Annotated in this window: 7 protein-coding genes and 1 pseudogene; 3 read left to right on the top strand and 5 right to left on the bottom strand. The window is 68.0% G+C overall.

Annotated features, from left to right (window positions below):
- Window positions 1-2,031: pseudogene (locus ACTJJK_RS06320) on the bottom strand (transglycosylase SLT domain-containing protein); the annotation flags it as partial.
- A 317-nt stretch (window positions 2,032-2,348) separates the two neighbouring features.
- On the opposite strand from ACTJJK_RS06320, the gene ACTJJK_RS06325 reads away from it, so the two are divergent.
- Both ACTJJK_RS06325 and ACTJJK_RS06330 read left to right on the top strand, forming a co-directional pair.
- On the top strand, window positions 2,349-3,146 hold the full coding sequence (locus ACTJJK_RS06325; protein WP_223621472.1) for a sulfite exporter TauE/SafE family protein: 798 nt from the start codon (window positions 2,349-2,351) through the stop codon (window positions 3,144-3,146).
- Between the two features lie 279 nt (window positions 3,147-3,425).
- The gene (locus tag ACTJJK_RS06330; RefSeq protein WP_223621471.1) at window positions 3,426-6,353 is read left to right on the top strand and encodes a TonB-dependent receptor; all 2,928 of its coding nucleotides are present in this window, start codon (window positions 3,426-3,428) and stop codon (window positions 6,351-6,353) included.
- Between the two features lie 1,300 nt (window positions 6,354-7,653).
- Here ACTJJK_RS06330 and ACTJJK_RS06335 read toward each other — a convergent pair.
- The 4 genes from ACTJJK_RS06335 to ACTJJK_RS06350 form a co-directional block, all read right to left on the bottom strand.
- On the bottom strand, window positions 7,654-8,418 hold the full coding sequence (locus ACTJJK_RS06335; RefSeq protein ID WP_036149715.1) for an endonuclease/exonuclease/phosphatase family protein: 765 nt from the start codon (window positions 8,416-8,418) through the stop codon (window positions 7,654-7,656).
- A gap of 28 nt (window positions 8,419-8,446) precedes the next feature.
- The gene (locus tag ACTJJK_RS06340; protein ID WP_223621469.1) at window positions 8,447-9,334 is read right to left on the bottom strand and encodes a thiol:disulfide interchange protein DsbA/DsbL; all 888 of its coding nucleotides are present in this window, start codon (window positions 9,332-9,334) and stop codon (window positions 8,447-8,449) included.
- Window positions 9,335-9,543: 209 nt separating this feature from the next.
- On the bottom strand, window positions 9,544-10,203 hold the full coding sequence (locus tag ACTJJK_RS06345; protein WP_440729783.1) for a thiol:disulfide interchange protein DsbA/DsbL: 660 nt from the start codon (window positions 10,201-10,203) through the stop codon (window positions 9,544-9,546).
- 338 nt (window positions 10,204-10,541) lie between these two features.
- Complete coding sequence (locus tag ACTJJK_RS06350; RefSeq protein WP_440729784.1) at window positions 10,542-11,444, bottom strand: c-type cytochrome; 903 nt, start codon at window positions 11,442-11,444, stop codon at window positions 10,542-10,544.
- A gap of 179 nt (window positions 11,445-11,623) precedes the next feature.
- Between ACTJJK_RS06350 and yihA the strand changes: the two genes are divergently transcribed.
- Entirely contained in the window at window positions 11,624-12,274 is a 651-nt protein-coding gene (gene yihA, locus ACTJJK_RS06355) for a ribosome biogenesis GTP-binding protein YihA/YsxC (RefSeq protein ID WP_440729785.1), read from the top strand.
- Window positions 12,275-12,378: the final 104 nt, after the last annotated feature.

The raw sequence follows: 12,378 nt of genomic DNA on the forward strand, positions 1-12,378 counted from the left end.
CGCCGCCGGGCAGGCGAAGGACTTGCGCTTGCCGGTGGCGATGCCGCGCATGCGGTCGCTGACGTTGTGGGCGTCGCCGTTGAGGCGCCAGTCGTAGATCACGCTGAAGGCGAGCACGCGCGCGACGTATTCGCGGGTCTCTTTGTAGCTGATGGTCTCGATCCAGAACTCGGGCTCCATGCCCGGGCGCTGCGACTGCCAGCGCGCCAGCGGCGCCGGGCCGGCGTTGTAGCCGGCCATCGCGAAGTAGGGTTGGCCGCCGTACTTGTCGAGCAACTGACGCAGGTAGGCGGTGCCGAGGATGATGTTGGTGTCGGAGTCGTACAGGCTGGCGGCGCCGCCCCAGGGCAGGCCCAGGCTCTTGGCGACCGCAGCGCCGGTGCCGGGCAGCACCTGCATCAGGCCCATCGCGTTGGCGCCCGAGCGCGCGGTCGGGTTGAAGATGCTCTCGGCGCGGATTTCGGCGGCGACCCAGGCCGGGTCGATGCCGTTCTTGGCCGACTCGCGGCGGATCGTGTCGCCGTGGTGCAGCGGGAAGCGCAGGTAGTACAGGCGCTGCTCCTGCGGGGTCTTGTTGAGCGAGAACACCGCGCGGTCGAACCAGTTGTAGCTCTGCGCCACTTCGATGGCGATGCGGCGCTGGGTGTCGTCGAAGCGGCTCAGCGCATCGTCCCATTCGCGCACCGCCCAACCGGTGCGTTCGATCTGGAACAAACCCATCGCCCGCAACAGGGCCGGGTCGCGCGCGATCGCGGCCTTGGCCGCGGCGCTGTCGGTCGGTTGCACCGGGCACAGCGCATACGGCGCGCCGAGCCGGTCGGCGGCCATGAAGCCGTGGAAATCGGTCTTCTTCGCCGCTTCCCGGTAGATGCGGTCGGCGCCGGCCTTGTCGCCGGCGCGTTCGCTGAGGCGGGCCTCGAAATACTGCCAGCGCGAATCGCCGCGTTGCTTGGCGCCCATCTTCTTGATCGCGGCGAGTGCGCCGGCCCAGTCCGAACGGGCCATCGCTTCGCGCGCGCGCCACTCGTGCAGGCGTTCGTCGTAGGCGACCTCGGGCACGGCGTTGAGGCGGCGCGCCGATTCGGCTTCATAGGACGCCACCGACCACAGCGCGGTCTGGTACAGCACGCGGCCGCGGTCGGCGTCGCTGAAGCCGAGCGCGTTGGCGTACTTGGGCAATTGCTGCTCGGCGCTGGCCGGCTGAGCCTTGGCGAGCTTGGCCAGGCCGTAGGAAGCGATCTTGCGGCTGCGTTCGGTCTTCGGCCACGACAGTGCGCGTTCGTTGACGCTGTCGAGGAAGGCGGCGTAGTCGTTCGCTTGTGCGAGTTGATCCGCCGGCAATCCGCGCGCGGCCGAACGCATCACCGCCGGCTGCCATTCGGCGGCCGCGGCCTCGATGCGCTCCCAGCGCAACTCCGGCGACAGCGCGCCCTGGGCCGCGAGCACCGCGAACGGGCCGTCGCAACTGTCGGGCAGGGATTTGCCGCTGCTGCGCCAGATCGCCTGCGCTTCGCGCGTCCAGCTCTCGTCGGTGCGGCCCAGGGCCTGGCGCGCGTTCAATTCGGCGCAGCGCAGGCTGACGCTGCGTTCCTTGCCGGTGGCGCTCTTCGGCGTCCACGCGGCGAGGAAACTCGGCCAGTCTTCGCGACGCGCGGTCGCCGCCAGCCAGATTTCGCGGAAGGCTTCGCCGGAGGCTTCCTTGCCGCGACGGGCGAGGAAATCCTGGGCCTGGCCGTTGTTGACCGTGTCGATGCCGCGGCGCAGGTTGGCGTATTCGATCCAAGCGTACAGCGGGTGCCGCGCGAGATCGGCGTATTGGCCGCTGTCGAACTGGCCGCGTTCGGCCGCTTCGATCGCCGCGCGCAGGCGCGGCAGCAGCGGGTCGACCGCGGGCGCCGGCAAGGCGTTCACGACCGGCGCCGGCTTGACCGCGGCCTGGGTCGGCGCCGACGCCGTGGTCTGGGCGCAAGCGGTGGTGGCGAGGGCCGCGGCGAGCGCAGCGATGACGAGAGTGTAGGGGCGTGGCAGCATCGTCGGACTATAGCCCAGCACGCATGAATGCCTTATGTGAACATTCGCTGTCGATGCGCTGCTTGCGAAGCGCGTCGCAGCTTTCCCGGCGCTCGCTCGAAGACTGGCCTGCGCATTCGCGCCGTTACTGCCGCGCCGTTGTTGCTTCAGGATCGTGGAGGCGATGCGAAGGTTCGGTGCGATCGGGCTCGTGCGGTGGATCGTTGTCACACGTTGGTCTCGCGGCCGTGCCTGCGAACGGGCGCATCGTGGCAGGCGTTCGCGGCGCGGCACTGCGACCATGTAGGCTCGACCCTGATCTTGCGGAGCATTCGACGGTGACAGCCTGGTTGGTCTTTCTCGCATTGGGCGCCGTGGCCGGCGTGCTCGCCGGCTTGCTCGGCATCGGCGGCGGCCTGGTGCTGGTCGCCGCACTCGCCTGGCTGGCGCCGCTGATGGGCATTCCGCAGGAAGCGGCCATGCACACCGCGCTGGCCAGTTCGCTGGCCAGCATCGTGTTGACCGCGACCGCCTCGGCCCGCGCGCATGCCAAGCGCGGCAGCGTGATGTGGCCGACCGTGCGCTGGATGGTGCCGGGGCTGCTGCTTGGCGGTTGGCTCGGCAGTTTCGTCGCCGTGCGCGTCGACGGCGATTGGCTGCGTTTGATCGTCGCCGGCTACTGCCTGATCGCCGCCGCGCAGTTGCTGTTCGGCAAGAACGGGGCGCCGCTCGCCGACGGCGCGCCGCCGCCGCAGGGCCTGCCGCTGTCGGCCGCGGGCGTCGGCATCGGCGCGGTGTCGGCGGTGGTCGGCATCGGCGGCGGCAGCATGACCGTGCCCTTGCTGGTCTGGCGCGGCGTCGCCCCGGTGCGCGCGGTCGGCACCTCCTCGGCCTGCGGCGTGGCGATCGGCCTGGCCAGTGCGGTCGGCTACGCCCTCAACGCGCCGGCCGGGGCCTTGCCCGAGCACGCCATCGGCTACGTCTACCTGCCGGCGGCGATCGGCGTCGCCATCGCCTCGGTGTTCGCCGCACCCTACGGCACCCGGCTCGCTCACAAGCTGCACGGCGACACCCTCAAGCGGGTGTTCGCAGCCTTCCTGATCCTGGTCGCGGTCAGCCTGTTGCTCGGCGGCTGAAGCGCGACCGCGGTCGCGTTTGCGCGCCTGGCCGGCCCGAGCTGCGGCCGTCGCCGGGTATTAACTGAACAGGCGTCGGTCGTTCGCCCATAGGCGACGTACGTCTCAGCCCGCAGCCGATCCCGATCAGAAATGGGACCGAGTTGGCAAGTAGTCCCTATTTGCGCCTTGTGGCGGATTCACGAATTGTTTACAACCTCCCGGTGCCGTCCGACATGGATGGACGGCGTGCCAATAGCCATCAGAGCTACAGCCACATTCTTGAGGGAGAGAGAGTCGATGAAAGTGTCGCGTCGTCATGCCTTGGCGAAAGCCATTCAGTTGTCCCTGCTGGTCGCCCTGCCGGGGCTCGCAGCCGCCCAGGAAGCAGCGCCTGCCCGAGACGCCACCACGCTGGACACCGTCCAGGTCACCGGCACTCGCATCAAGAAGGCCGAGATCGAAAGCCAGGTCCCGGTCCAGACCCTTACCCGCGACGACATCGAACGCACCGGTCTGACCTCGATCGGCGACGTGGTGCAGGAGCTCACCGGCGCCGGTTCGGCGCTCAACACCAAGTTCAACTCCTCCGGCAACTTCGGCTTCTCGCCCAACGGCGACGGCGTCGGCGCCGGTTCGGCCCAGGTCGACCTGCGTCACCTCGGGCCCAAGCGCGTCCTCGTCCTCGTCGACGGCATGCGCTGGGTCAACGAATCCTCGGCTTCCGGCGTGGGCGCGGCGACCGACCTCAACACCATCCCGCTGGCCATCGTCGAGCGCATCGAAGTGCTCGAGGACGGCGCCTCGTCGCTGTACGGCTCCGACGCGATCGCCGGCGTGGTCAACATCATCACCCGCCGTAATTTCGATGGCGGCCAGATCACCCTCAACTACGGCCAGTACGGCGAAGGCGACGGCGAGCTCAAGGGCTTCGACGCGGCCTGGGGCTACAACACCGACCGCGCCAACCTGTTCCTGGGCTTGAGCTACGTCGATCAGGACCCGGTGTTCTCGCGCGACCGCGAACTCTCGCGCGTGCCGGTGCCGGGCCTGGGCGTGGAAACCGGCAGCTCGGCGACGCCGAACGGCCGCTTCATCATCACCCCGGCGACCGCCAGCACCGCGTGCCCGCTGACCGATACCGACGACGATCCGAGCACGCCGTCGATCCCGTTCTGCAACATCACCACGCCCAACGGCAGCAGCTTCCCGAACGGCGTGCGCTACCCGCAGGACTTCATCCGTTTCACCGGCGCCAACCGCTACAACTTCGCCGAACAGAACATGCTGCTGACGCCGTCCAAGCGCACCGGCGTGTTCGGCCAGTTCCGCTACCACTTCAACGATAACGTGCAGGCCTACGTCAAGGCGCTGTACAACCGTCGCGAGTCGGTCAACCAGGCCGCGCCGGAACCGCTGTTCCTGGGCCTGGACGCCGGCACCGGCAACCCCTGGTCCGAGCACATCACCGTCTCGCGCCTCAACCCATATAACCCGTTCGGCTTCGACCTCACCACCGAAGGCGCCAACCCGAACCTGGTCCTGATCGGCCGTCGTCCGGTCGAGGGCGGCCCGCGCATCTTCGAGCAGGAAGTCGACACCAAGTACATCGCCGCGGGCGTGGAAGGCAGCTTCGACGCCGGCGACCGCACCTTCTTCTGGGACGTCAACTTCGCCAGCAACAAGAACGAAGCCGAACAGACCAACCGCGGCAGCTACAACATCCGCAACATCAACATCGCCGTGGGCGACCCGGCCGTGTGCGCCGCGACCCCGGGCTGCGTGCCGCTGAACCTGTTCGGCGGCCCGGGCACGATCACCCCGGCGATGCTGCAGTGGATCAGCCCGATCGTGCGCGACCGCAGCGAGCAGAAGCTGCAGACCTTCACCGCCAACCTGTCGGGCGACCTGTTCGAAGCCTGGGCCGGCCCGCTGTCGTTCGCCGCCGGTTACGAATACCGCAAGTACGAAGGCTTCTATTCGCCCGATGCGATCACCGTGGCCGGTTTCTACAACGGTACCCAGTCGTTGCCGACCCAGGGCGAGTACGACGTCAACGAAGCCTATGTCGAACTCAACCTGCCGCTGATCAAGGAAGGCAGCTTCGGCAAGAGCCTCGACCTGAGCCTGGCCGGGCGCTATTCGGATTATTCGACCTTCGGCGGCCAGTTCACCCCGAAGTACGGCCTGCGTTGGCAGGTCGCCGATGAATTCCTGCTGCGCACCACCTACGCAGAAGGTTTCCGCGCGCCGTCGATCGGCGAGTTGTTCGGCTCGGCCAGCCGCGCCGACCTGCAGCTCAGCGACCCCTGCCTGATCTCGATCACCGGCTCGCCGGCGACCGGCAACCGCGCCAACTGCGCCGCCCTCGGCGTGCCGGCCGGCGCGACCCAGGCCAACAGCCAGATCTCGGTGCAGACCGGCGGCAACCCGGACCTCGAGCCGGAAACCGCGCGCAGCTTCACCGCCGGCTTCGTCTACAGCCCGGCCTGGGCCGCGGGCGTGCCGTGGTCGGACAAGTTCGACTTCGAAGTGACCTTCTACCGCCACTCGCTGGAAGGCGCGGTGCAGGCGATCGACGCCCAGACCCAGCTCAACCTGTGCGTGCAGACGCTCGACCCGACCTACTGCGGCGGCATCACCCGTTCCAGCGTCGGCGGCATCAACTCCTTCGAGAACAAGCTGACCAACCTGGGTTCGATCAAGACCTCCGGCTGGGACGTGGACTTCTTCTGGACCCTGCCGGAGACCTCGCTCGGCCAGTTCAAGGTCAGCTGGCAGAACACCTTTGTGACCCAGTACGACGCCGTCGGTGCGGCCGGCCAGGTGCAGCCGCGCCGTCCGGGCGTGGAAGTCAACGACAGCGCGATCCCGGAGTGGACCTCGAACGCAAGCCTGTCGTGGAAGCGCAACGCCTGGACCGCGTCGTGGACGATCCGCCACATCTCCGACATGACCGAAATCTGCCAGGCCTCGGCGCTGGACTCGCCGTACTGCGATAACCCGGTCACCGGCGACAACAAGCTCGATGCGATCACCTACCACGACCTGCAGGTGGGTTATCACATCGACTGGCTGAAGGGCCTGCAGATCACCGGTGGCGTCAACAACGTCGCCGACAAGGATCCGCCGGTGTGCCTGTCGTGCTCGCTCAACGGTTACGACGCCTCGACCTACGACATCCCGGGCGGTCGTTTCTTCTACCTGCGCGCCGATCTGCGTTTCTGATCGACGAACAGCGACCGGCGTGAGCCGGTCGCTGGCGGGGCAAGGCTCGAAAGACGAACGGCCGGTGCTTGCACCGGCCGTTTCGTTTTGGGCCCCGATGAGTTGTGTTGCTTCGTGCCCCCGCTCTTCCTGTAGGAGCGGCGTGAGCCGCGACCGCGGGACGCGCAGGAACACCAATGCCGATATCGCTCATCGAAGTGGCGTGCCGTCGCAGGGGTAGGAGCGGCGCAAGCCGCGACCGCGCTGCTTCGGCCTCGCTGCGAATCGCTCAAGCAAGATCAGGATCAAACGCCTAAAGCTTCCGCCACTAAAGCGGCGGGTTACTTTCTTTTGTCATAAGCAACAAAAGAAAGTAACCAAAGAAAAATGCTTTTCTTTGAATCAAGGGCCCGCACGAGCGGTGCATACGCGGGGCTTTTTCATACGGGACATCCCTGTTCCGATGAAAAACGGCCCGCATCCGTGCGGGCCGCCCTTCGGGTCTTCAGTTGCCTTCGCTAGCGCGAAGCTGCGCACAGCAACAGCAACAGCAGAATCTTTACGACAACGACAACGACAACGACAACGACAACGTGAGTTGTCGTTGCGATGCTCTAGGGGTAGGAGCGGCGCGAGCCGCGACCGCGCGGCTGCAGTTTGCGTCGCGGTCCGCACTTGACCATGAATCCATCCGCTTCGTTGCTTCTATTGTCGTATCGAGGCGATCACGTAAGAGCCGCCGTGGCGTGCGATTACGCGGTCGCGGATTGTGACCGAAGGAAATCCAGTAGGACGCCGCTCCTACCCGGGGAGCGTTGCAGCAAACTGAGGTTGCTGTTGCTGTTGCTGTTGCCGTTGCTGTGCGCCGTCTTGCACTAGCGAAGGCAAAGGAAGACCCGGAGGGCGGCGCGCAAGGATGCGCGCCTTTTTTCATCGGGACAGGGATGTCCCGTATGAAAAATCCCTGCGGATGCATCGCTCGTGCTGGCATGTGATTCAAAGAAAAGCAACTTCTTTGGTTACCTTTGACCGAAGGGAATCCAGACGGACTTTTGTTGCTTTAGACAAAAGAAAGTAACCCGCCGCTTTAGTGGCGGAAGCTTTAGGCGTTTGATCTGGATCTGGATCTGGATCTGGATTTTGCTTGAGCGATGCGCCGCGAGACCGAAGCAGCACGGTCGCGGCTCGCGCCGCTCCTACCCTTGCGACGGCACGCCGCTTCGATGGACGGCATCGGCACTACTTCTCGGAGCGTCCCGCGGTCGCGGCTCGCGCCGCTCCTACAGAAGAGCGGCATCGCGGCCTTCGCGCAATAGCGACGCTATTCGGAGCGCAGCGCGCTGTGGGGGACGTCGAGCTCCAGCGACAGCGCCAGATGATCGGACAGGGCGGCGGGCACGGCGCGGGCGCCGGCGAAGCCGAGGCCGTCGCCGAGCAGGATGTGGTCGATCGCGCGCTGCGGGCGCCAGCTCGGGAAGGTCGGCAGGGCGCTCGATGGCGGTTGCAGGCGGGTGTTGCGGAACAGGGCCTGCATCTCGGGTCGGTCGGCCGAGCAGTTGAAGTCGCCCATCAGCACGGCGTGCGGGTGGTCGTGCAGCAGTTCGGCGATGAAGGCCAGCTGCGAGGCGCGCGAGGTCGCGCCAAGCGAGAGATGCGCCACGGCCACGGTCAGGCCGTCGTCGTCGTCCCCGTAGTGGGCGATCAGTACGCCACGGCCGGAGATGCGCCCGGGCAAGGGATGGTCGACGACCTCGCGCGGTTCCAGCTTGCTCAACAGGCCGTTCGCACTGGAGGCGACGCTGCCGACGCGGCGGTTGGGCTGGTGGCTCCAGTACTCGAAGCCGGCGCGTTGGGCGAGGTAGTGGGTCTGGTTGGTGAAGCCCGAGCGCAGACTGCCCGGGTCGCTTTCGTTGAGCCCGACGATGTCGTGTTCGCCGGCCAACTGGGCGATGGTGTCGAGGCTGCCGCGCTTGTTGCCGGCGGGCAGCACGTGCGACCAGCTGCGCGTCGCGTAATCGCTGTAGCGACGCGTGCTGGAGCCGGCCTGGATGTTCGCGCTGAGCAGGCGCAGCCGGCGTGTATTCATGCGGGGGAGCGTCGGGCGCGCAGCCCGATCAGCCCTTGCTCGCCGGAGCCGGGGCGGCGGCTGCCGGTGCCGGCGTTGCGGCCGGTGCGGTCGAGCCAGCCGGTGCTTCGGCCGGGGCGGCAGCGGGTGCCGCGCCCTGGGTGGCGGCGCGCTCGCGTGCGACCAGGTGGTCGGTGATGCGCAGCATGTCCTCGAAGCTCTTGCCTTTGACCAGGTACTTGCCGTTGACCACCAGCGAGGGGCTGGAGCTGACGCCCGAGCGCTGCATGAACTGTTCGGCGCGCTTGAGCTTGGCGTTGATCGCGAAGCTGTTCATGGTGCCGATGAAGTCCTGCGGCTTGGCGCCGAACTTGGCGTAGAACTGGCCGAACTGTTCGTCGGTGACGCTCTGGTAGGAGAGCGACTGGTCGATGTGGACGGCGCGGAACATCGCCTCGTGCGACTTCTCGAGCAGGCCGAGGGTCTGCGCGGTGTAGAAGGCCTTCGCGAACGGAACCGGGTTGGCGCCGAACGGGCCGGCGATCGGGGTGAACTTGACGTCGGCGGTCTGCTTGGCGCGCCAGTCGAGCACCTGCGGTTCGAACTGCGCGCAGTGCGGGCAGGTGTAGCTGAAGATCTCGGCGACTTCGATCTTGCCGGCAACCGGCTCGTAGGGCTGGCCGGCCGGGATTTCGTCGTAGTCGGCGCCGACCACCGGGGCCGGGCCGGCCGGCGGCGTGGCCACGGCGGCGGGCTGGATCGCCGGCGCTTCCGGCGCTGCGGGGGCGGCCGGTGCGCCGTCGGCCGGGGCTGCGGTCGCAGCGTCGGTGGTCGCCGGGGCGGCGCTGTCGGCCGGGGCCGCGGTTTCGGTCTTGGTGCAGGCGGCGAGCGCGAACAGGGCGCTCAGCACGAGCGGATAGCGGGACAACGAAGCCATACGCGAATTCATCAGGGAAATCTCCGCAATACGTTCAAAGGAAGTGTGGGCATCGGCGCCGGGCTGAAGCGCTCGTCGCGATGCCGACAGGAGCGGCGTTCAGGATAACGGCCGCGGCAGGGAAGGGGGAGTGCAGGGTTCGGCCGGGATGCGGAAGGGGCGAGTCGCCGTGGCGAGTCGCGACCCCAGCACCCCCGCCGTATTAGCGATCAGCGCTTGCCCGCGCGTTCGCGCGCGACCAGGTGATCGGCGACGCGCAGCATGTCGTCGAAGCCTTTCTGGGTGGTCACGCGGTACTTGCCGGCGACCACCAGCGACGGCGTGCCGTCGACGCCGGCGGCCATGATGAAGGCCTTGGCGCGCTCCATCGCCTTGGCGGTCGCCGGGCCGGCCATGGCCGTCGCGAAGGCCTGACGGTTGGCGCCGTGCTGGGCGTAGAAACCGGCGATTTCGTCGGTCGAGGCGTTCTGGATCGGCAGGCGGTGCTGCTCGTGCAAGGCGCTGAACATGGCCTCGTGGGTCTTGCCGAGCAGCTTCATCGATTGCGCGGTGTAGAAGGCCTGCGCATACGGGTTCCAGTAGCCGCCGAACGGCGCGGCCAACGGCACGAAGTTGACGTCGGCCGGCTGCTTGGCGCGCCAGGCGGCGACCTGCGGCTCGAAATGCGCGCAGTGCGGGCAGGTGTAGCCGAACACTTCGACGACTTCGACCTTGCCCTTGACCGCGGCGAAGGGCTTGCCGCCTTCGATCTCGACGTAATCGACGCCGGCTTCCGGCGCCGGGCCCGCGGGTGCGGCCGCCTTGGGCGCGGCGAACGCGGCGAACGGAAGCACTGCGAGCAGGAACAGGGAGGCCAGGCGTGGATTCATCGGAAAGTCTCGTCGGTGGCGGAATGAACGGGCGTAAAGCTTGCGCCCTCCGGCGACGGCCGGCCGGGCATAAAAAACGCCGGCACCAAGGATAGCGGCCGGCGTCTTCAACAGGAGTATCGGTACGACCCCGGTGTGCGCCAGAAGTTCCACTACCGCGACAAGCGGTGACTGCGGTCACCTTATGCGCGGGCCTGCCTGGGCAGGTCGTCCGACCAGGCCGCCTGATCGGGCCCGCTGATCAGGCCCGCTGATCAGGCCGGCTGATCAGGCGCCGCAACGAAAAACGCCGGCCTGTCTCCAGGCCGGCGTTCGTCTGCATCGCGTTGGCGCGAGGCTCAGCCCTGGGTGGGCTGGGCCGGTGCGGCCGCCGGAGCGGCTGGAGCCGCGGCGGGCGTCGCTGCCGGGGCCGGAGCGGCCGGGGCGGGTGCTGCCGGTGCGCTGGCGGCCGGTGCGGCCACTGCGGGAGCCGGCGCATCGGCGGCGGCGACGTCGTCGGCGCGTTCGTGCAGGCCCTGCAGGTAGCTCGACAGCGAACCGATTTCCTCGTCGCTGAGCTGCTTGGCGACCGTCGCCATGATGTTGAACAGGTGCGGGTCCTTCTGCGTGGTCGTGCCGGCGCGGTATTCCTCCAGGCGACGCTGCGAGTAGGCGGCCTGCTGGCCGGCGATGTGCGGGTAGGCCGGGCCGGGGTTGCCGGCGCCGCTGGGGCCGTGGCAAGCCATGCAGGCCGGGATGCCGCGAGCCTTGTCGCCGTTGCGGAACAGTTGCTCGCCGACTTCGAAGAACTTCTTGCCCTTGTTGACGCCCGAGGCGATCAGGGTGTCGTCGGCGACGCCGGCGCCGGATTTCTGGGTGGCGAAGTAGGCGCCCAGGTCGCGGGCGTCCTGGTCGCTGAGGGCGTCGGCGAAGGGCTTCATCGCCGCGGCCATGCCGGTATTGCGCTCGCCGCTCTTGAACAGGGCGATCTGGTGGGCGATGTAGCGCTCGCTCTGGCCGGCCAGGCGCGGGTACTGCGGATCGGTCGGGTTGCCGTCGAGGCCGTGGCAGGCCGCGCAGGTGCCGGCCTTGGTCGCGCCGGCCTTGACGTCGCCCCAGGAGGCCTTCGCCGCGGCGTTCAGCGGCGCGGTCTGGACCGGCTCCTTGTCGGGAATCGGCGTGACCGTGGCTTGGGCGTACGCAACGGCGGCGGCCGCGAGAGCGGCGAGGCCGACGAGGCCTAGAACGCGGGCTTGGCTCATGTAGCTGGGCTCCGAACTACTGGCTTGCTGGGTGGCAGGCTGAAAGGGGCGTACTGGGGACCGGACTGTGCGCAAGCTGCCGCCACCGGAACCTCGGAATTATCTTCGCCGGCCCCGACCGGGTCAACGCGGATTCAGTCTGCGGCACGCCGGAGGGTGGGGCGTGCGATCCTAATGGCATGAACAATCCCCTCGCCCGTGCCCGTTACCTGCTGTCGGCGCACAACGTAAAGCAGCTCCCGCCCGACGGCGGCTTCGAGGTCGCCTTCGCCGGCCGCTCCAATGCCGGCAAGTCCAGCGCCCTCAACGCCATGTGCCAGCAGAACGCCCTGGCGCGGGTGTCCAAGACCCCGGGCCGGACCCAGCAGCTGGTGTTTTTCGACGTCAGCCCCCTGTACCGCGGCCCCGAGCCCGCCCCGGAGCCCGACCGCTTCCTGGTCGACCTGCCCGGCTACGGCTACGCCAAGGTCCCGCAGAACCTGCAGACCCACTGGCAGGCCTTCCTGGACCGCTACTTCGGCACCCGCGAGGCCCTGCGCGGGCTGGTCGTGGTGATGGACATCCGTCATCCGCTCAAGGACTACGACCGGCAGATGCTCGGTTACGCGGTCGAACGCGGCCTGCCGGCGCATGCGTTGCTGACCAAGGCCGACAAGTTCGGTCGCGGCCAGCAACAGCAGCAGCTGATGATGGTGCGCAAGGAACTGAGCTCGGCCTTCGGCGACACGGTCAGCGTGCAGACCTTCTCCGGCGAGTCCAAGCAAGGCGTCGAAGAGGCCTGCGCGGTGGTCTCGCGCTGGCTCGAACTGGTCCCGCCGCCGGCCGCCTGAGCCGGCCGCGCCGTCGGCCAGCCGATTCTGTTTCAGAAGCCGCTGGCCGCTCCGCCCGCGCCGACTGCGTTACTCCCTGGGTAGAAGGGCTTCCGCGCGACCTG

This window comes from Lysobacter sp. 22409 (assembly GCF_052045105.1).
GTDB lineage: Bacteria > Pseudomonadota > Gammaproteobacteria > Xanthomonadales > Xanthomonadaceae > Lysobacter > Lysobacter antibioticus_B.